The organism is Pseudomonas sp. UBA5666, assembly GCF_002420785.1.
GTDB classification, from domain to species: Bacteria; Pseudomonadota; Gammaproteobacteria; order Pseudomonadales; family Pseudomonadaceae; genus Aquipseudomonas; species Aquipseudomonas fulva.
Genome location: NZ_DIIQ01000044.1, coordinates 68,867 through 88,250, shown reverse-complemented (window position 1 = coordinate 88,250; position 19,384 = coordinate 68,867). Strand labels below are relative to the sequence as shown.

Sequence of the window (19,384 nt, the reverse complement as noted above, 5' to 3'; positions counted from 1 at the left end):
CAGGCTCAAGCAGGCTAGCCATCATGGACCACCCAGAAATCATTCACCACGGCGCCCGTGAGGGCGTGACCGGCTCCTGCCATCAAGTCTGGATGGACCAGACGGCCAGCTTGCTGATCGACTGCGGGGCCTTTCAAGGCGAGGACGAAGATCAAGGCGGGGAGGGCTTGGCCCTCGACTTCGCCATCGATGGCGTCAAGGCCCTGATCGTGACGCATGTACACCTGGATCACGTTGGGCGAATCCCTCATCTGCTGGCTGCGGGTTTCGAGGGACCGATCCTGTGTAGCGAACCGTCAGCTCAGTTGTTGCCCATCGTACTCGAAGACGCGTTCCGGCTCGGTATCAGTGACGATCCCGAGCAACTGGAACGCTATCTCAAGGTTGTGGAGCAGCGCACCATCGCATTGCCCGACGGCAACTGGTTCACGCTCCACGAAACCGAGGCTGCCCACTGCAAGGTCAGGCTGCAACCGGCCGGCCATGTGCTGGGTTCGGCGTATGTGGAACTCGACATGCAAAGGCCAGGCGCGACTGCCCAACGGGTGGTCTTCAGTGGTGATCTGGGGGCGCCGCATTCGCCACTGTTGCCAGACCTGACGCCTCCCGAGCGCGCTGACCTGCTGATTCTGGAAAGCACCTACGGTGACCGTCGGCATGCCGACCGGAGGCACCGGCGTGAACGCTTGCAGGCCGTCATCGAGCGCGCGCTGAAAGACCAGGGTACGGTGCTGATCCCTTCTTTCTGCATCGGCCGCACCCAGGACTTGCTCTACGAGCTAGAAGAAATCCTCCACGAGCACGAATTGGCGGGAAACGATCAGGCCAACAGCGGCCCGGAAGTGGATTGGCCACACTTGCCGATTATTCTCGATTCACCGCTGGCTAGCCGCTTCACGCAGGTCTACAAGGGCTTGCAAGGGTATTGGGACGAATCGGCCCAGGACCGTATCAAGGAAGGGCGCAAACCCCTGTCCTTCAAGCAGCTGATCACCATCGACAGCCATGAGGAGCACCAACGCATCGTTCAGCACCTGGCCGAAACGGCTCGGCCGGCGATCGTCATCGCGGGCAATGGCATGTGCTCGGGCGGGCGTATCGTCAACTACCTCAAGGCGATGCTAGGTGATGCCCGGCACGATGTGGTCTTCGTCGGTTACCAGGCCCATGGCACACCTGGCCGGGACATCCTGACCCACGGCCCGGAAGGCGGGTACGTCATGCTGGACGGCGAACGCATAGACATTCGTGCCGGGATCGAGCGTGTGGAGGGCTACTCAGCCCATGCCGACCAGGCGGATCTGGTCGGTTTCGTCACGCGAATGCAGGTTTGGCCGTCGCATATTCGCCTGATACACGGAGAGCCTGAGGCCAAGCAGTGCCTGGCCGGCGTTCTGCAAGCGCGCTATCGCGAGAGCGGTCACGAGGGACGTGTGCACATCCCCTGATGGTTAGCGACTAGAAAGTCCACGAACACCCGCACGCGTGCGGGCATGTTCGGTCCACCGGCGAAAACGGCGTGGATGGGCTCTCGGTCACCTGGATTGAAGGCCTCGAACAGTGACACCAGGCGGCCGCTGGCCAGGTCATCGGCGACGGTGAAGGTGCCTATCCGCGCGATGCCTGCGCCCAGCCTGGCCAACTGGGCCAGGGCTTCGCCACTGCTGCACTCGATGTTGCCGCTTACCTTCAGTGCGAACTCGCGACCGTCACGCACGAACGGCCAGTCCGACGTGGCTCGCCTGAAGTTGAATCGCAGGCAGTTGTGCTTTGCCAGGTCCTCGGGTAGCAAAGGGGTGCCCCACCGGCTCAGATAGTCTGGCGAGGCCACGACCACCTGGCCCGTTTCATCGATTTGCCGAGCATTCAGAGAGCTGTCTGGCAGCGTGCCGAAGCGCACAGCCACATCGGCCTGGCCACCGAGCACATCAACGACTTCGTCACTCAGGGTCAGGTCGACCAATACCTGCGGGTACTGCACGCTGAACGCCGCCACCAAGGGGACGATGCGCAGTCGGCCGTGCCCAAGTGCAGCGCTGACGCGAACTCGACCACGGGGCACGCCCTGGTCCGTAATGGCCTGCTCCACCTCCTGAAGGTCGGTCAGCACGCGGCGTGCCCCGCGTAGATAAGTCTCGCCTTCGGGTGTGAGGGTAATCGCGCGCGTGGTACGCAGCATCAGCCGTGTTCCAAGACGCTGCTCGGTGCGCGCCAGTATGCGGCTGACGGCAGAGGGTGTCAGGCCCAATGCACGGGCGGCTGCCGACAGGCTGCCTGCTTGCGCCACCTGGGTGAACACCTCCATCTCACCTGATCGTCCTGTCAGATCCATTTGTGCCTCGTACGCAAAGGTGGTTCGCACAATCGCTATCTAGTGCCTTGGTGAAACAGATCGTAGCATTCACGGCACAGATAAGGAGTTAGCCATGCGTATCAATCCACCCCTTGTAGCACTCGCCATGGGCGCGTTCGGTATCGGGGTTACCGAGTTTGCTCCCATGGGCATGCTGCCCAGCATTGCCACTGACCTGGGTGTGTCCATTCCGGCCGCTGGTCTGCTGGTCAGCGCCTATGCACTGGGTGTGCTGATCGGCGCCCCGCTCATGACCCTGGCAACCGTACGCGTACCGCGCCGATACCTGCTGATCGGGCTGATGGCCATCTTCACCTTGGGCAACCTTATGTCGGCCTTGGCCAGCGATTACGCCAGCCTGTTGGTCGCACGGGTAGTGACCTCCCTCAACCACGGCGCCTTCTTCGGTATAGGTGCCATCGTCGCGGCCAGCGTGGTGCCCGCCGAGAAACGTGCCGGCGCCGTGGCCGCGATGTTCATGGGCCTGACGCTGGCCACCATCGGCGGTGTCCCCCTGGCAACCTGGTTCGGCGAGTTGCTCGGCTGGCGCACGGCGTTCTGGGGCATAGCCGGGCTCGGCCTCGTGGCGATGACCACGCTGTGGTATGCCTTGCCCAATGTGCCATCGCCCAAGGGCGACGGTGCGCTGGCCGAGATACGCGTGCTGACACGTGGGCCTGTGTTGGCAGCCTTGCTCCTGACCGTGGTGGGCTCCAGCGCGATGTTCACGGTGTTTACCTACATTGCGCCCATCCTGCAAAACGAAGCCGGCGCGTCTACCGCATTCGTCACCTCCATGCTGGTGCTGTTTGGTGTTGGCCTGACCCTGGGTAACGTCTGGGGCGGCAAAGCGGCGGACCGTTCCGTGGATCGAACCCTGATTGTCTCGCTCGCCATATTGATCGCGGTACTGCTGGTGTTCCCACTCGTAATGGGCTCATCCCTGCTTACTGCCGGCGCCATCCTGGTCTGGGGCGCAGCCAGTTTCGCCCTGGTTCCGCCCCTGCAGATGCGCGTGATGGAGGCGGCCAAGGATGCACCCAACCTGGCCTCGGCCGTGAACATCGGTGCTTTCAACCTGGGCAACGCCATCGGCGCTGCATTGGGGGGCGCCGTGATCAATGGCGGCCTCGGTTACTCGGCCATCGCGTTGGCGGGCGCAGGCACCGCAGTGCTGGGCTTGATAATGGTGCTGACGTTCGCCTGGCGTGGTCGTCACCAGGTTACCCAGGTCGCGGCCTGAGGCATGCGCCTTCGCGAAGGCTGTGCTAGCTGTCAAGGCGTGCCGTTACGCCCATGTTCGTGATAGGCCGGGCGCTCGCTCAGGCGCTCGTAATAATCGCGTAGGGCAGGCAGGTGAGGGTGTTCGAGCGGCGTTTCGAACCAGCGGTTGACCGACAGGCCTATGGGAATGTCGGCCAGGGTGAAGTCACGCCCGGCTATATAGGCGCCGGTGCGTGCCAACTGGCGCTCGAGAATGAGCATATTGCGCCCCCAGTCGGCACAGGCGTTGGCCAGGGCATGCGGGTCTTGATGGGCGGGGGAGTGTCTGACCAGCGACAGGAACGCGTAGCGCCAGGATGCGTTCAGGTCCGAAGCCTGCCAGTCGATCCATTGGTCGATCCTGGCCCGAGTACGGGCCTCCCCCGGGTAGAAGGCTGCTGGGCCATAGCAATTGGCCAGGTAGCGAATGATGCTGTTGGACTCCCACAAGGTGAAGTCGCCGTCCTGGATGACCGGCACCATGGCATTGGGGTTGAGCGCCAGAAACGCTTCGCTGTCGGTAGCCTGGAAGCCCGTTCCCCAGTCCTCCCGCACGAATGGGACCTGGAACTCCGCGCACGCCCACAGTACCTTGCGTACGTTGATCGATGAGGCTTTGCCCAGTATGCGCAGCATGTTGACATCCTTGTAGGCGGAGCTTCGATCCTCGATGACCGACGGCAAACGGTCAAGAGGTAGCGATCGTGTAGGCCCTTTCTGAAATTGCGCGCAGGTACTTGCTGCTCGTTGTGCTCAGGGAAGCACCTGCCTAGTCTCGGCTCTCCAGACAGGGAGCAAACAGCATGGACAATGACATCACCAGACCCCCCCAAGGCCCCACCGTGGTCAACGCAACCCGTCGATTCGCGAGCGCCGGTACCGACCTGGTCCAGATGAAGCCAGCGTTGCCCTTGCGTACTGCCTTAGTGGAAGCATCCGTCATCATGGGTTGCATCACCGAGCTTACCCGCAAGGCCATCGACAAGCCTGCAGACCGCAAGAACGCAATGCTCGCCACCTGCTACCTGGCCGCAATGGCCAAGGCCCTCATCGACGGGCAATTACAGGCGTTGCGCCATGTTCGTGAGGACGATGTCGAACGATAGCGGTCAGGCGCTTGCTTGGGGGCCGCGAACTTGGCACCCTTGGCGGCGCGTATCGCCTGTAACTCGACAAAAGGAAGAGTGCATTGAGCTGGGACAAGGTGGGGAAACTCCTCGTAGTCGTTCTGATCGGGCTGGCGGCCCTGTTGTTCGTCTACAAGGCAGTGATGGGCAACCCGCGCCTGGAAGCGTCGCTGACCTACGCGTACCTGACCTATCCGGGACAGTTCAGCGAGCGTATCAGCAAAGCCAGCGAGCAGCTCAAGTACGAGCAGTTGAGTGCACGCATAAACACGATCGGCCAAGGTCAACTGAGCCGCGACCAGGTCGACCGGCTGGTGGAGATGGCACAGGCGCCTTATGCCCAGCTGTTTGCAAAACCTTTCGAGGCCGGCCTGGTAGACCACCGGACCGGCTTGCTCATCGAGTTGCAGAACACCGGCAATGCCCCCGTGGATCAGGTAAGGATCCGCTTGCCCTCCAAAGGCCTGGTGCAGGTCCGGGATTCGGCCGGCAATGACACCTTGCTCGAGGCGGCCACCGCTCAGCTCGAGATCCCGGCGATCGAGGCCGGCGGCTCCAGCAAGGTCTGGGTGTATTTCGATGCTGACTATTCGCAGATTCGCCAGAGTGGGGTAGGCATCAGCTATGCCGAGGGGACGGCGGATGTGCAGGTGTATCAGTCGGTCGCCGGCTTCCCGGCCTGGGCTGCCCGCTACAGCACAGAGCTGATGGGGCTGTTGATTGTAATGGGGTTGAGCGTGTTGGCACTGGGTTACGCCTGCCTGTCCCGCCGGCGGCCGGCCTAGGCATTGCTCAAGCGCCGGTGTCGTGCAGTGCCAGGCTCTGACGCAAGTGCTCCAGCAAGGCCAGGCGCACCGATTGCGGCCCCTGAACGCGGATCGCTCCGGCCTGGGACAGCAGCCAGCCCATCAACGCTCGATCATCCGCTACCGTTGTGACCAGGATGGCACCGCCGTTGGGCAGGCATGTGAGGCGCATACCTGTGCCCAGCGGATGCATCTCCAGATGATGGTAGAGCGACTCGTCCACCCAGGCGTGCAATTCCACTTGAGCGGGCGCATCCCCTGGCGCGGGCGGTGCCCCATCGCGCAATTTGCGTCCGGGCTGCCAGTGCCAGCTATACGGCATGCACGCGCTGTTGCACTGCAACGGGAACAGCCCTGCCAGCTCCACCAGGTCACGCTCGACCGTACGCTTGGTCGTGGCATGGCCCGCGCTCGACAGTGCCGCCTGTAACTGCGTGCAGCTCATGCCGGGATCGCGGCCCGGAAGGAGCTTGAGGAGTTCCCACTGGCGGGCGATGGTGTGACGCGATGACTGACTGGGCAAAGGCTCTTCCTTGAGGGGCAGACAATGAATGCCTAACTGGTGGCTTTAAGCTACCGGAGGATACCGTTTCGCAGGTTTTGAACCAAGTCATTCATACCCGTGAGGCAAGCGACGAGCGCAAACGGTGTCTTCGTACTTGCAACGCCATCGCCCCCGATCAACGACACAGGGGCGATGGGTTAACGCTCGAACATCATCTGTCCAGGCAACGGGTCAGCGTGCGCCCACTCAGTTGAGCGCGTGCGCCATACCCTGGTCTTCGCCAAGGAAACCACCGCTCTGGTGCTGCCACAGGCGCGCGTAGGTGCCGTTTTTCTCGAGCAGCTGGGCGTGGGTGCCTTGCTCGATGATGCGCCCTTCATCCATCACGATCAGACGATCCATGGCGGCGATCGTAGACAGTCGATGGGCAATCGCAATTACAGTCTTGCCCTCCATCATCTCGTCCAGGCTTTCCTGGATGGCGACCTCTACCTCCGAATCCAGTGCACTGGTTGCCTCGTCAAGCAGCAGGATAGGTGCGTTCTTGAGCATCACCCGGGCGATGGCGATGCGCTGACGTTGCCCACCGGACAGCTTGATACCGCGCTCACCGACCATGGTGTCGTAACCGGTGCGGCCCTGTTGGTCGCTGAGCTGGCTGATGAACCCGTCGGCTTGCGCATCGCGGGCGGCGGCCTGGATTTGCGCGTCGGTGGCGTCCGGCCGTCCATAGGCGATGTTCTCGCGTATGGTGCGATGCAGCAGTGACGTATCCTGTGTCACCATGCCGATGGCGCTGCGCAGGCTGTCCTGGGTGACCTTGGCTACATCCTGGCCATCGATACGGATCTGGCCACTGTCCACGTCGTAAAAGCGCAGCAGCAGGTTGATCAGCGTCGACTTGCCAGCACCGGAGCGGCCGACCAGGCCCACTTTCTCACCCGGCTTGATGTCCAGGCTGAGGTCGGTTAGTACCTGGCGCTCACCGTTGTAGTTGAAACTGACCTTGTCGAATGTCACTGCGCCACCACGGGTCACCAGAGCGGTGGCGTCCGGGGCGTCCTGCACTTTCGGACCGCGCGTCAGGGTGGCCATGCCGTCCTGCAGTGTGCCGATATTTTCGAACAGTGAGGTCATCTGCCACATGATCCAGTGCGACATGCCATTGATGCGCAGGGCCATGGCAGTGATGGCCGCCACAGCGCCGGTGCCCACTTGGCCCTGGTGCCACAGCCACAGCGCATAACCGCCTGCACCAAGGATAAGCCCTACCACCAACGCCTGGTTGACGATCTCGAACTGGCTCACCAGACGCATCTGCCGGAAACCGGTCTGCTTGAAGTCCTCCATGGCCGCTCGGGCGAAATGGGCTTCGCGCTTGGAGTGTGAGAACAACTTGACTGTAGTGATGTTGGTGTAGGCGTCGGAAATGCGCCCGGTCATCGACGACCGCGCGTGGGCCTGCTCTTCGCCTACTGCGCCCAGGCGTGGAACGAAATAAACCATCGCCAGCCCGAATAGCACCAGCCAGGCAATGAACGGCAGCATGAGTTTCAAGGCAAAGCCGCCGGCCAGGGCGATGATGGCGATGAAATAAACGCCAATGCCGGGCAGGATCTCGATGACCGTGAACAGCACCTCGCGCACGGCCAGTGCAGTCTGCATGACCTTGGTGGTGACGCGCCCTGAAAACTCGTCGGAGAAGAACGACAGGCTCTGGCGCAGCATCAGCCGGTGAAAATCCCAGCGCAGTCGCAGCGGCAGGTTGATGGCCAGCACCTGGTGCTGGACCATGGTGCGTAGCGCCACCAGGCCGATGCTGATCACCAGCACGATGCCAATGCCCCACAACACGTGGCTTTCCTGGGCGGCAGCGGTGTCGCCGGCCTGCCAGGCTGACAGCAGGTCCACCACCTGGCCGAGGAAGCTGAACAGCCAGGCTTCGTAGAGGGACACGCTAGCGCTGAGCAGGGCCAGCGCAAGAATGTAGCCGCGCGCCCCACGGGTGCACGCCCACAGGAAAGGCATGAGGCCAACGGGGGGCGGCGGCACCTCATCGGGAGGGAAAGGGTCGAGCCTACGCTCAAAGATACGAAGCATGCAGTGTCTCCGGAAAAACGAATGGCGTGGCTGCCCTGGTACTTCACCAGCAGTGCCCGCCTTTACATAGACACAATGAGTGTCCACCTGATCAAAAACTTCAGCGCCATGGGCCTGCGTGAGGCTTCACATGCTCAAGACCTTTTGCATTGGCTGGTAAATCAGCCCCGCGTGCTCCCCAACTTCACCTGCCTGGCTGAAGCCATAACGCTGATAGGCCGCCACCGATGGCAGCGACGCGCTTACCGTAACCGTCTGGCTGCGGGCATGGCCGAGAGCGGCCTCGATCAAGCGTCGGCCGATACCCTGGCGCTGACGAGCGGGGCATACGAAGAGCATTGCCACATGACGGCCTTGCTTGAGTTCGACCAGCCCCGCAAGCCTTCCTTGGACCTCGCACACCAGCATGAGGTTGTCACCTTGCAATCGCTCTGCAAAGGCGTTCACGCTCGCCACTTCGGTGAATGTCGTGATGGCCTGCACAGGCAAAAGTGGCGCTACCGAATGCATGAACGAAGCCATGCACAGAGCATTGGCCTGGTCGAGTTCATCGCGAGAGAGGGTGCGTATTTGCATGCTGACGGTCCGTGTGGGCAAGCGGTGAGCTAATAGTACCAGCGCTTCTTTCTGGCAATTGCAAAGGAGTGTATTCGTGCCTGCTTGAGCGTACAGCCGGAGAGTTGCTGATCGATTCCATATCACCAGGCGAGTACCCAGTCCTGGACGCTCATCGACTTCCTGCACGGATGGGGCTAGCCTCGTGCCAATCTGCCCAGCCTGGATCGCCTACCCCCTATGCCTGCCGTTTTTTCCGAGTTGCCGTCCCTTGGCGCCCTGCGGGTGTTCGAGGTCGTGGCGCGGCATCTCAATTTTGGCCTGGCCGCCGAAGAGCTGGGTGTCACCCAGCCCGCCGTGGCCCAGCAGATTCGGGGGTTGGAACGCGCCTTGGAGGTACGCCTGTTCGAACGCCTGCCTCGAGGCCTGGCATTGACCGACGCTGGCCGCGGGTATAGCGAGACCGTGCGTACGGCAATGGCCATGCTCGATGAGGCAACGCGCCGGCTGCGCCCTGCGCCTTCTCATATCACCGTCAGCGTGACACCCACTTTCGCCGCCAAGTGGCTGATCCCCAGGCTCGGTGGACTGGCCGAGCGCTACCCGACATTGGATGTGCGAGTATTGGCCACCGATCGTCTGTCGCATTTTCATACCGACGGCGTCGACCTTGCCGTGCGTTACGGGCGGCCACCTTTCGGGCCAGGGCTTGAGCAGGCACTGTTGATGGGTTCGGAGATCATCGCGGTGGCGAGCCCCACCCTGGTAGCGGCGCTTGGCCCGCCTGAAGACTTCGCAACACTGGAGCGCTATGTAGCTCTGTGTGATGCCCACGACTCGTGGCCGTCTTATCGCGCGCAGGTCTATCCCGGTCACCCCGCCGTTGGTGCAAGGTCAGTCCAGTTCAACCAGACATCACTGGCCATTGACGCGGCCATTGGCGGGCAGGGCATTGCGCTGGCAGAACGCGCCTTCGTGGCTCAGGAGATCGACGCAGGGCGCCTGGTCCAGGTTGCCGAATCGCATCTGCGCCCAGACAAGGCGTTCTACCTGGTGTGGCCACGCAAAGCTCGAGACGCGCAGCAGCTGCAGTGGGTCATCGACTGGCTCAGGTCAGACGCAGGCGATAGAAAAACTACTGGCTGACGCGTTGGGAGCTATCTCCCTCGCTTCTCTGCCCCTTGGTAGCCTGGTTCCTGTACCCACTCGATGCCCATCACAGGAGGCAGCATGACAAACGAAAAGGTTGCAATCATTACCGCAGGTGGCAGCGGTATGGGCGCGGCGGCGGCCAGGCGCCTGGCCGCCGATGGCTACAAGGTCGCGATTCTTTCGTCCTCTGGCAAGGGAGAGGCCTTGGCCATGACGCTGGGCGGGCTGGGCGTGACGGGGAGCAACCAGTGCATGGAGGACCTCGAGCGGCTGGTCGAGGCAGTCATGCAGCGGTGGGGCCGCATCGACGTCCTGGTCAACAGTGCTGGCCACGGGCCTCGGGGGCCTGTGCTGGAACTGAGCGACGCCGACTGGCATGCCGGCATGGAGACCTACCTGCTCAACGTCATCCGGCCGACACGCCTGGTCACGCCGGTGATGCAGCGCCAGGGCGGCGGGGTCATCGTGAATATTTCCAGTGCCTGGGCCTTCGAACCCAGTGATCTGTTTCCCACTTCCGCCGTGATGCGTGCCGGGCTCGCTGCGTTCAGCAAACTTTTCGCCGATACGTATGCACGTGACAATGTGCGCATGAACAACGTGCTGCCGGGGTGGATAGACAGCTTGCCGGCCCTTGAGCAGCGTCGCGACAGCGTGCCGCTCAAGCGCTATGGCAGCAGCGACGAAATTGCCGCCACGGTCGCGTTTCTGGCAAGTGACGGCGCCGCCTACATCACCGGGCAGAATATCCGGGTCGACGGTGGCGTGACGCGAAGCGTCTGAGTTGAACGATGCGCTCAAGGCAGGCTCACAACCCCAAAGGGTTTCACAGGAGCAGTGCGATGAGTATCGAACGCAGTATCCCTGAACTCGCGGCCTGGTACGCGCAGTACGACGACATCAGCTACCGCCGTGAGTCACCCGATGCCTACCACCATGAACTGGTGCGTACCGCCGAAGCGTTGCGTGACGATGGCATCATCGATTGGGACGATTGGCTGGCGCTCAAGGCCTTGGCCGACCAGGCGCATGTGCATGCCCTCGAAGATGCCGTGCGCGCCCATGTAATCGACCCTGACACATGAAAGCGCTCAGGATTGCCACATTCAACATCAACGGCATTCGCAGCCGGCTGCCTGCGCTGCTGGCCTGGCTCGAACGTGAAAAGCCCGATGTGGTCTGCCTTCAGGAGCTCAAGGCACCCGACCATCAGTTCCCGGGTGAGGCTCTGGAAGCCGCTGGCTACGGGTATCTGCACCTGGGCCAACCTGCCTGGAACGGAGTGGCGATCCTGGCGCGCGGCAGCGAGCCGCTCGAGGTACGGCGAGGCTTGCCGGGCATGGAGGACGACACCCAGAGCCGCTATCTGGAGGCAGCGGTGCATGGGGTGTTGATAGGGTGTTTGTACCTCCCCAACGGCAACCCGCAACCAGGGCCGAAGTTCGACTACAAGCTGCGTTGGTTCGAATGCCTGATCGAGCATGCCCGGCAGTTGCAGGGCAGTGGTCACCCCACCGTCCTGGCCGGTGACTTCAATGTCGTGCCCACGGACCTGGATATCTACGACTCCAAGTCCTGGCAAAAGGATGCGCTGCTGCAACCCGAATCGCGCGATTGCTTCGAGCGTTTACTGGCCAGCGGCTGGGCCGATGCTATCCGGCACCTGCATCCGCAAGAGCAGGTGTTCACGTTCTGGGACTACTTCCGCAACCATTGGGCGCGCAATGCGGGTCTGCGCATCGATCACCTGCTGCTCAACCGGGACCTGGCGCCGTACCTCAAGCGAGCGGGCGTCGATGCCTGGGTGCGCAATGAGCCCAAGGCCAGTGACCATGCCCCGACCTGGATCGAGTTGGGGAGTCGGCGCAGCCGCAAGTCGGCTGGAGTCAGCTAATAAGGTCAGGAGCTCAAGCGCCTGATTGCACGATCCTATACGCATCTTTCCAGCTGCCCTGTACCCCATCCATCATCTCTTGAGTTCCCCTATGGGAGCGGTCCGATGCCCCGGCAAGGCCGCTCCCACAGGGGGAGCGCTGGCCAGGCGTCAAAGCTGCGCTTACAGCCAGTTACCTGCGCGTACGACTTAATGAACGTCATAAACATGCATGAGTCTACTTGATGCTTTCTCTTAGCGTGACTAATACTAAGGAACGGCCGGTGAGGGATGATCATGCAGATGCGATTCGTTGTGGTTCCAGCTGTACCGCAAACAAAAGAATGGCTGCCACGGCGACTCGGCTTTCCATCATCACTGGGGGAGGGCTACGACCTGTACGACACGCAGGACAAGGTCAGGCTGAGCCTGAACCTGCCTACTCGCGCACAGGCCGAGTACGAGTGCAGCTGTCGCAACGGCTGCGAAGTGGCCGGTGACCTGACCGGAAGCGGCTGAGGGCCTGCCCGGCCCGATCAAGCCAGGTAGTCGTTGAAGTAGTCAAGCGTGGCCAGGTTCTTGTCCTTGGACTCGAACATGATGTCGAACCTGTCGAGAAACTGAAGTGCGTAGCGGTTCGTCCAGCGGTTCCACATGCGAGCGCTGTGGGCGTACAGATCGCGTTTGTTCACCTGTTCCAGCAACTCACCGATCACCAGCTTGCGATCAGGCCCGAACCCCAGCGCCTGCAGGTGCTCCGGGGGCTGAGAGTAGTGCATGGTGGGGCGTACGCCGCGCCAGCTCTCGATCACCCGCTCAACTCGCGTATCGCCCGGGTCGATGTAGTCACCCTCATGAATCCAGCAATGGTGGATATCCAGCACCACCGGCGCCAGGTCAGCCAACGCCAGGCAGTCGTCGAGCCCATAGGTCTTCTCGTCATTCTCGAAGGTGATCACATTGCGGGCCACCTCGGACAGGCGTGGCCATACGGTGCGAATCCCCGCACCGCCCAGCCGGCCGGCAATGTGCACATTGCATTTGAAGTCCTGGAAGACCTGCCCGTAACCCATCATGCGGATCATGTCGGCATGGTATTCGAATTCGGCCAGGCTGTTCTCCACCACCTCGGGGCGGTCCGAGCCCAACACGCAGTACTGTCCAGGGTGAAATGACAGGCGTATCTGCCTGGCGCGCGCGAAAGCACCGATGGCGGCGAAACGTTCGGCCATCAGCGCTTGAAAGTCGGCCTCGCGGTACACGTGGGCCACGCTAGGGTGGCTGTACAGCGGCAGCAGGTCGCTGCTCAGGCGCAGCATGCGCAGCGCCTGGGGCAGCTGGGCCACATAGTCGAGCAAGCGCAGCTGGGCCTGGAGGTTGTGTTCCACCAGTTCAAGCAACTTGTTCCGAGCCGCCTCGCGGGAGGCGCCCGAAACCCAACGCAGCGTCGTGCTGCGCGGGTTGAACGTACGCTCGATGGTCTCCAGCTCCTTGACCGACAAGCTGCGGTGCGGGTGTCGGTACATGCAGGCGAAACCCAGGCGTGGCATGCGATTACTCCAGAGGGCAGGGCCCGTTTACAGCAGCTTGTCCAAGGTGATCGGGAACTCGCGGACCCGCTTGCCGGTGGCGTGATAAATGGCATTGGCCACGGCCGCAGCGACACCTACCACGCCGATCTCGCCCACGCCCTTGGAGCCCAGCTCGTTGACCACATCATCGTGCTCTTCCACAAAGATCACCTCGATATCATCAATGTCGGCATTCACCGGCACGTGGTACTCGGCCAGGTTGTGGTTGAGGATGCGGCCCAGCGCATGGTCGGTCTGGGTTTCTTCGTGTAGCGCCATGCCGATGCCCCACACCACGCCCCCCAGGATCTGGCTGCGCGCTGTCTTGGGGTTGACGACCCGGCCTGCAGCCACCGCACTGACCACGCGCTTGACGCGCACGGTCCCCAGGTCTTCGTCCACCGATACCTCGACGAAGACCGCCGAATGGGTGGCAGTGGAGTAGGGCTTGCGCTTGTCGTCAGGGCCCGCCTCGACCTGCACCTCGAAGCAGGCCTGCTGGGCACTGGGCAGCAGGTCGGCGAGGGCGAACGAATGCTCACCGGCGCTCACCTGGCCACCTGCGATCAAGAAGTCGGAATCGTCCAGGCTGGCCAGGCTCTGGTGCTGTTGCCTGGCTTGCTCGACAACCTGCTTGCGCAGCTCCAGGCACGCTTTGCGCACGGCAGAACCGACGGAGGACACGGTGAACGACCCACCTTGCAACGGCGCCTTTGGCAAGGAGGAGTCGCCAAGCAGGAACGTGACATCGGCCATGTCGAGGCCCGCGGCATCGGCAGCGATCTGCGTCATGACGGTATAGGTGCCGGTGCCGATGTCCGTGGTGGCGCTGCTGACAGTCAAGTGCCCGTCACAGCCCAGACGCGCCTTGGCGCTGGCTTGCATCTGCATGGCTTCCCATACACCGCCGGCCATGCCCCAGCCTATGCGTTGATTGCCGTCCCGCATCGAGCCGGGCGCAGCCTGGCGCTTGGCCCAACCAAAACGCTCGGCCCCTTGTGCGTAACAGGCTAGCAGTTCCTTGCTCGAGTAAGGCTTACCCTCATTGCCATTGTGGCTGGCGAAGTTTCGTCGCCGCAACTCGACCGGGTCCAGCCCTGTTGCGCAGGCCAGTTCGTCCATAGCGCACTCCAGCGCCAGCATGCCCGAACCTGCACCCGGCGCGCGCATGTCCAATGGGGTGTAGACGTCCAGTGGGGCCAAGCGGTAGCTCAACGCGACGTTGTCGCATTGGTACAGCATGCCGCTCCACTCGACGACGTGCTCGGCAAAGTCTTCAAACCGTGACGTCTGGCCGATGGCGTCATGCCCAATGGCAGACAGGCGGCCTTGCTCATCGGCCGCCAGGCGCAGGCGTTGCTGTGTGCGTGGGCGGTAGCCAAAGGTGAACATCTGCTGGCGGGTCAAGGTCACGCGCACCGAGCGCATCAGGTGCAGGGCAGCCATGACCGCCAGGGGCAGCTGGTACTGGGGACGCAGGCCGGAACCAAAGGCGCCACCGACGAAGGCTGCCTTGACGCGCAATTTTTCCTTGGGCAGTCCGAATACGTTGTGCACGTATTCCTGGCAATTCTGCGTGCCTTGGGTCTTGTCGTGGATGACCAGGCTACCATCGAGCTGGTAGCACACGGTGGAGGCGTGGGGCTCCATCGGGTTGTGGTGTTCGTTGGCCGTCCAGTAGGTGGCGTCCACGCGGGTAGGGGCGCTGGCATACCGGCCTGGGAAGTCACCACGGGGCTCAGGTGTTTCAGCCGGCGCCTCGTGTGCTTGACCCAGTACCTTTTCCAGGTCGGATTCATGGCTTTCCTGGCTGTAATCGATCTCGACCAGCGAGCCCGCATGCCGAGCGATTTCCAGCGTCTGTGCGACGACCAGTGCGACGGGCTGACCGCTGTAGAACACGCGGTCATTGAACAACGGCCTGAAGGGTGAGCCCTCGGCTGCATCATCGTCACTGTAGTCATCGTCGTAGCTGGAAATGCGCGGACGGTTGATGTGGTCCAGTACTGCCACCACGCCTGGCACCTGTAGCGCTTTGTCGCTGTTGACCTTGACCACCCGGCCGCGGGCGATGGTGCTGGAAACGACGCTGCCGTGCAGCAGGCCTTCTTCCGGGTAATCGGCGGCATAACGTGCCTGGCCGGTGACCTTCGCTGCGCCGTCGACGCGGTCCGCTGGGGTTCCTACTACCTTGCTCATTGCGCGTCCCCCTCGAGGCTGCCGCCGGCGGCGGCCTCGTTCAATGCCCGAATGATGGCTTGTTGTGCCAGTTGCACCTTGAAGCCGTTCTGGCTCAGGGGTTGTGCCCCTTGCAGCAGGGCAGTGGCCACTTGCGTGAAGAGCTCGGTGCTGGGCGCCTTTGCTTGCAACATCGCTTCGACAGCTTCGTTGCGCCATGGCTTGTGGGCCACGCCACCCAAGGCGATGCGGGCCTCCTGAATAACCCCGCCTTCGATGTGCAGGGCAGCGGCGACCGAGACCAGCGCGAAGGCATAGGAGGCACGATCACGTACTTTCACGTAGCGGAAATGCTCGGCGAAGCCTTGATCAGGCAGCTCGATGGCGGTAATCAGCTCATCAGGCGCCAGGTGGTTGTCCTGCTGCGGCGTATCGCCGGGCAGGCGATGGAACTCGGCGAACGGAATCTGGCGTTTGGCGGCGGGCCCTTGCACATGCACCACGGCCTTCAGGGCAGCCAATGCCACGCACATGTCCGAAGGATGAGTCGCCACGCAAGCCTCGCTGGCGCCGAGAATCGCATGAATGCGATTCAAGCCGCTGCGTGCCGGGCAACCGCTGCCGGGTTCGCGTTTGTTGCAAGGCGTACCGGTGTCGTAGAAGTAGTAGCAGCGCGTACGTTGCAGCAGGTTGCCGCCGGTGCTTGCCATGTTGCGCAACTGAGGCGATGCACCGGCCAGGATCGCTTGCGACAGCAGTGGGTAACGCTGGCGGATGAGCGGGTCCCAGGCCAGGTCCGCGTTGCTGACCAACGCGCCGATCATTACACCGCCCGCGTTGGAGGACTCGATACGGTCAAGTTCCAGTCCTGTGATATCGATCAGTCGCTCGGGCCGTTCGACATTTTCCTTCATCAGGTCGACCAGGTTGGTCCCGCCTGCAATAAAACGCGAGGACGCATCGGTCAGGCGCAGTGCCTCGTCCAGCGAGGCAGGCTTGTGGTAGCTGAAAGGGGTCATGTGCGTGCCCTCTTGATCAGCGGCAGGGCCTGTTCGACGGCGGCCACGATGTTGCTGTAAGCGCCGCAGCGGCAAAGGTTGCCGCTCATCTGCTCGCGGATGTCGGCACGGGTATGGGCGTGACCTTCATTGGCGAGGCCCACGGCCGAGCAGATCTGGCCAGGGGTGCAGTAACCGCACTGGAAGGCGTCCTGACTGATGAATGCCTGCTGCATGGGGTGCAGTTGGTCACCCTCGGCCAGGCCTTCGATGGTGACGAGGTCGGCACCTTCGCACATCACGGCCAGGGTCAGGCAAGCGTTCACCCGGCGGCCGTCGCGCAGCACGGTGCAGGCGCCGCATTGGCCATGGTCGCAACCTTTCTTGGTGCCCACCAGGTCCAGCTGCTCACGCAACAGGTCGAGCAGGGTGGTCCAGGGTTGTACCGTCAGGGCCTGGGGTTGGCCATTGAGGGTGAAGTTCAGGGTCTGCTGTGCAGCGCCCTGTTCAGGGAGTGCAGTCATGGTAGGTCCTCACGGTTCGATTGCGCACAGTAGGCTGTGTCTATGGAGTGCGACTGGTCAGGCGCCCGGAACGTTCATCCCAAGCGCCAAGCCCTTGTCATTTCTTGCCTGGAAGCACCGCGCTCAGCACTTGCTTGGCGGTCTGCACGATCACGCCGGCTTCATCCGGGTCACCCTTGAGCAAGGTGGTCGCAAACTTCCTGGCCTGCTCAAGTTTCAGGTGCGGCGGCAGTGGCGCTACGTTGGGGTCCGTCTTGAACTCGATCAGGACTGGGCGATCGGCCGCCAAGGCACGCTCCCAAGCGGGAGCGACATCTTCTTCACGCTCGACGTAGATACCCTCAAGACCAATCGAGATGGCGAACAAGTGATAAGGCACATCAGGGATCGACTGAGAGGCTTCGAACTTCGGATCGCCCTCCATCACGCGCTGCTCCCAGGTCACCTGGTTGAGGTCTTCGTTGTTGAACACCGCGCAGATCCACGTGGGGTTTTCCCACTGCTGCCAGTATTTGGCCACTGTGATCAGTTCGGCGAGGTTGTTCATCTGCATGGCGCCGTCGCCCACCAGGGCGATCACCGGCCGGGTCGGATGGGCGAACTTGGCAGCAATGGCGTAAGGTACGGCCGCACCCATGCAGGCCAGGCCCCCCGACAAGGAACACTGCATCCCTTCGCGGATCATCAGATCACGGGCGTACCAGTTGGCGCACGAACCTGAATCACTGGATATGATCGCTTGGTCCGGCAGGCGCGGGGACAGCTCATGCACCACTCGCTGCGGGTTGATCGGGTCGGCCTTGACCAAAGCGCGTTTGGTCAATGTCTTGTCCCAGCTGGCGCGCCACTTCTCGATTTTCTTGCGCCAGCTGTGATCAGGGCGCGGGTGCAGCAAAGGTAGTAATGCCTGCAACGTCTGCGCCGCGTCACCGACCAGGTTCACCTCCATGGGATAACGCAGGCTGAGCATGTCGGGTTGCAGGTCGATTTGCACGCCGCGCGCCTGACCTTCCTTGGGTAGGAATTCGGAATACGGGAAGCCAGAACCAATCATCAGCAGCGTGTCACATTCGGCCATCAACTTGTAACTCGGCTCCGTCCCGAGCAGGCCGATGGCGCCAGTCACCCACGGCAGCTCATCGGGCAGCACGCCCTTGCCCAGTAAGGCCTTGGCAACGCCAGCACCCAGTTGCTCGGCCACTGCGGCTACCTCGTCACTGGCACCCAGCGCGCCGGCCCCGACCAGGATGGCGACCTTGCGTCCGGCGTTGAGCACATCGGCGGCGCGTTGCAGGTCGGCATCGAAGGGGACCACCTTGGGTTTACTGTAACCAACGCCCGAATGAACGGTGCCATGGGCGCGGGGCGGGTCTTCGTAGGGCAGGTCCTGCAGATCGTTGGGCAGAATCACGGCAGTCACACGTCGCTCTCCAACGGCCGTGCGCACGGCGCGGTCTACCAGATGACGTACCTGTTCAGGCGTGGATGCCTGTTGCACGAACGCGCCAGCGACGTCCTTGAACATCGAGACCAGGTCCAGCTCCTGCTGATAGTGACCGCCCAAGGCTGCGCGCGCCTGCTGGCCCACGATGGCCAGCACCGGCTGATGGTCCATGCGCGCGTCGTACAAACCGGTCAGCAGATGCGAAGCACCCGGGCCGGACGTCGCGATGCAGACGCCCAGCTCGCCAGTGAACTTGGCGTGGGCACTGGCCATAAAGGCAGCCATCTCTTCGTGCCGGGCCTGGATGAATTCGATCTTGCCGCCCGCGCGGTTCAGGGCGCCGAACACACCGTTGATCCCGTCGCCTGGGTAACCAAAGATGCGGCGTACGCCCCATTGGTACAGCCGCTCGACCAGAAAATCGCCTACAGTGCCGCTCATTGTCTTCTCCTGCCGCGTCTCGGATAAGTTCTGGACTTGACAGGGAATACTAAAGTTTCAACGGACTTGAAGCGGTTCAGCCGACCGGAATAACCCGTTCGTGCAAATCAACCGTGCTTGCGCAGCGCTTCGATCAACTCGGCCTTGGTCATGGTCGAGCGGCCCTTGATGTCCTTGCTGCGTGCCTCCTTGAGCAGACTTTCCTTGGTCTGCGATTCGAGGGACGCCGAGCTGTTGCGCGCGTGCCCCTCACGGGTCTTGGCAGCTCGTTTGGCAGAGTCCGAACGTGCGCTTTCCTTGTCTGTACTGCTGGTCTTGCTGCCAGAGCCACCTTGCTTGTCGCCCCCACCGGATTGCTTGTTCACCGTAGCCCAGGCGCGCGCCTCGGCTTTGTCCTTGGAGAGCCCTTTGTCCTCGTAACTTTGCTCGATGTGCTCGGCTTTGCGCTTTTGCTCTTGGGTGTACTTGTCCTTGTCGCCGCGTGCCATGGTCGC

Annotated in this window: 20 protein-coding genes; 9 read left to right on the top strand and 11 right to left on the bottom strand. The window is 62.4% G+C overall.

Annotation, left to right across the window (positions count from 1 at the left end):
* The first annotated feature begins 23 nt into the window (after positions 1-23).
* On the top strand, positions 24-1,448 hold the full coding sequence (locus B2Y33_RS19480; RefSeq protein WP_206405277.1) for an MBL fold metallo-hydrolase RNA specificity domain-containing protein: 1,425 nt from the start codon (positions 24-26) through the stop codon (positions 1,446-1,448).
* Here the strand turns inward: B2Y33_RS19480 and B2Y33_RS19475 are convergent.
* On the bottom strand, positions 1,421-2,332 hold the full coding sequence (locus B2Y33_RS19475) for a LysR family transcriptional regulator (protein WP_027914720.1): 912 nt from the start codon (positions 2,330-2,332) through the stop codon (positions 1,421-1,423). The two genes, B2Y33_RS19480 and B2Y33_RS19475, sit on opposite strands and share 28 nt — an antisense overlap.
* Positions 2,333-2,426: 94 nt before the next feature.
* On the opposite strand from B2Y33_RS19475, the gene B2Y33_RS19470 reads away from it, so the two are divergent.
* Positions 2,427-3,596 carry an MFS transporter gene (locus B2Y33_RS19470; protein ID WP_206405276.1) on the top strand — a complete coding sequence of 390 codons (1,170 nt, stop codon included), beginning with the start codon at positions 2,427-2,429 and terminating at the stop codon, positions 3,594-3,596.
* Between the two features lie 32 nt (positions 3,597-3,628).
* Here B2Y33_RS19470 and B2Y33_RS19465 read toward each other — a convergent pair whose 3' ends face one another.
* Positions 3,629-4,252: a glutathione S-transferase family protein gene (locus B2Y33_RS19465; RefSeq protein ID WP_027914722.1), complete on the bottom strand. Its 624-nt coding sequence runs from the start codon at positions 4,250-4,252 to the stop codon at positions 3,629-3,631.
* A 167-nt stretch (positions 4,253-4,419) separates the two neighbouring features.
* On the opposite strand from B2Y33_RS19465, the gene B2Y33_RS19460 reads away from it, so the two are divergent.
* Positions 4,420-4,722 (top strand): DUF3077 domain-containing protein, encoded by a 303-nt coding sequence (locus B2Y33_RS19460; RefSeq protein WP_027914723.1) that lies wholly within the window; start codon positions 4,420-4,422, stop codon positions 4,720-4,722.
* An 83-nt stretch (positions 4,723-4,805) separates the two neighbouring features.
* Positions 4,806-5,528 (top strand): hypothetical protein, encoded by a 723-nt coding sequence (locus B2Y33_RS19455; protein WP_206405275.1) that lies wholly within the window; start codon positions 4,806-4,808, stop codon positions 5,526-5,528.
* Between the two features lie 7 nt (positions 5,529-5,535).
* Here B2Y33_RS19455 and B2Y33_RS19450 read toward each other — a convergent pair whose 3' ends face one another.
* The 3 genes from B2Y33_RS19450 to B2Y33_RS19440 all read right to left on the bottom strand — a co-directional run bounded on the left by B2Y33_RS19450 (position 5,536) and on the right by B2Y33_RS19440 (position 8,730).
* A complete protein-coding gene (locus B2Y33_RS19450) occupies positions 5,536-6,072 on the bottom strand; it encodes a WYL domain-containing protein (protein WP_027914725.1) in 537 nt (178 codons plus the stop codon).
* 228 nt (positions 6,073-6,300) lie between these two features.
* The gene (locus tag B2Y33_RS19445; RefSeq protein ID WP_027914726.1) at positions 6,301-8,154 is read right to left on the bottom strand and encodes an ABC transporter ATP-binding protein; all 1,854 of its coding nucleotides are present in this window, start codon (positions 8,152-8,154) and stop codon (positions 6,301-6,303) included.
* 126 nt (positions 8,155-8,280) lie between these two features.
* Positions 8,281-8,730, bottom strand: coding sequence for a GNAT family N-acetyltransferase (locus tag B2Y33_RS19440; protein ID WP_206405274.1), 450 nt, complete (start codon positions 8,728-8,730; stop codon positions 8,281-8,283).
* A 219-nt stretch (positions 8,731-8,949) separates the two neighbouring features.
* On the opposite strand from B2Y33_RS19440, the gene B2Y33_RS19435 reads away from it, so the two are divergent.
* The 5 genes from B2Y33_RS19435 to B2Y33_RS19415 all read left to right on the top strand — a co-directional run bounded on the left by B2Y33_RS19435 (position 8,950) and on the right by B2Y33_RS19415 (position 12,253).
* The gene (locus B2Y33_RS19435) at positions 8,950-9,855 is read left to right on the top strand and encodes a LysR substrate-binding domain-containing protein (RefSeq protein WP_206405273.1); all 906 of its coding nucleotides are present in this window, start codon (positions 8,950-8,952) and stop codon (positions 9,853-9,855) included.
* Between the two features lie 84 nt (positions 9,856-9,939).
* Complete coding sequence (locus tag B2Y33_RS19430; protein ID WP_027914729.1) at positions 9,940-10,644, top strand: SDR family oxidoreductase; 705 nt, start codon at positions 9,940-9,942, stop codon at positions 10,642-10,644.
* Positions 10,645-10,703: 59 nt separating this feature from the next.
* Positions 10,704-10,946 carry a hypothetical protein gene (locus B2Y33_RS19425; RefSeq protein WP_023536082.1) on the top strand — a complete coding sequence of 81 codons (243 nt, stop codon included), beginning with the start codon at positions 10,704-10,706 and terminating at the stop codon, positions 10,944-10,946.
* The gene (gene xth / locus B2Y33_RS19420) at positions 10,943-11,755 is read left to right on the top strand and encodes an exodeoxyribonuclease III (RefSeq protein WP_206405272.1); all 813 of its coding nucleotides are present in this window, start codon (positions 10,943-10,945) and stop codon (positions 11,753-11,755) included. Before B2Y33_RS19425 ends, xth begins: the two co-directional genes overlap by 4 nt.
* A gap of 270 nt (positions 11,756-12,025) precedes the next feature.
* A complete protein-coding gene (locus B2Y33_RS19415; protein WP_049696160.1) occupies positions 12,026-12,253 on the top strand; it encodes a hypothetical protein in 228 nt (75 codons plus the stop codon).
* Between the two features lie 17 nt (positions 12,254-12,270).
* On the opposite strand, the gene uvsE is transcribed toward B2Y33_RS19415, so the two are convergent.
* From uvsE to B2Y33_RS19385, 6 genes are all read right to left on the bottom strand, one after another.
* Entirely contained in the window at positions 12,271-13,284 is a 1,014-nt protein-coding gene (gene uvsE, locus B2Y33_RS19410; protein ID WP_028686993.1) for a UV DNA damage repair endonuclease UvsE, read from the bottom strand.
* A gap of 27 nt (positions 13,285-13,311) precedes the next feature.
* Entirely contained in the window at positions 13,312-15,504 is a 2,193-nt protein-coding gene (locus B2Y33_RS19405) for a xanthine dehydrogenase family protein molybdopterin-binding subunit (RefSeq protein ID WP_206405271.1), read from the bottom strand.
* On the bottom strand, positions 15,501-16,502 hold the full coding sequence (locus B2Y33_RS19400) for an FAD binding domain-containing protein (protein WP_110606787.1): 1,002 nt from the start codon (positions 16,500-16,502) through the stop codon (positions 15,501-15,503). Before B2Y33_RS19400 ends, B2Y33_RS19405 begins: the two co-directional genes overlap by 4 nt.
* Positions 16,499-17,005, bottom strand: coding sequence for a (2Fe-2S)-binding protein (locus B2Y33_RS19395; protein ID WP_023536023.1), 507 nt, complete (start codon positions 17,003-17,005; stop codon positions 16,499-16,501). Before B2Y33_RS19395 ends, B2Y33_RS19400 begins: the two co-directional genes overlap by 4 nt.
* A 97-nt stretch (positions 17,006-17,102) precedes the next feature.
* The gene (locus tag B2Y33_RS19390; protein WP_132578774.1) at positions 17,103-18,890 is read right to left on the bottom strand and encodes a thiamine pyrophosphate-requiring protein; all 1,788 of its coding nucleotides are present in this window, start codon (positions 18,888-18,890) and stop codon (positions 17,103-17,105) included.
* A gap of 107 nt (positions 18,891-18,997) precedes the next feature.
* On the bottom strand, positions 18,998-19,378 hold the full coding sequence (locus B2Y33_RS19385; RefSeq protein WP_027914736.1) for a hypothetical protein: 381 nt from the start codon (positions 19,376-19,378) through the stop codon (positions 18,998-19,000).
* Positions 19,379-19,384 lie beyond the last annotated feature (6 nt).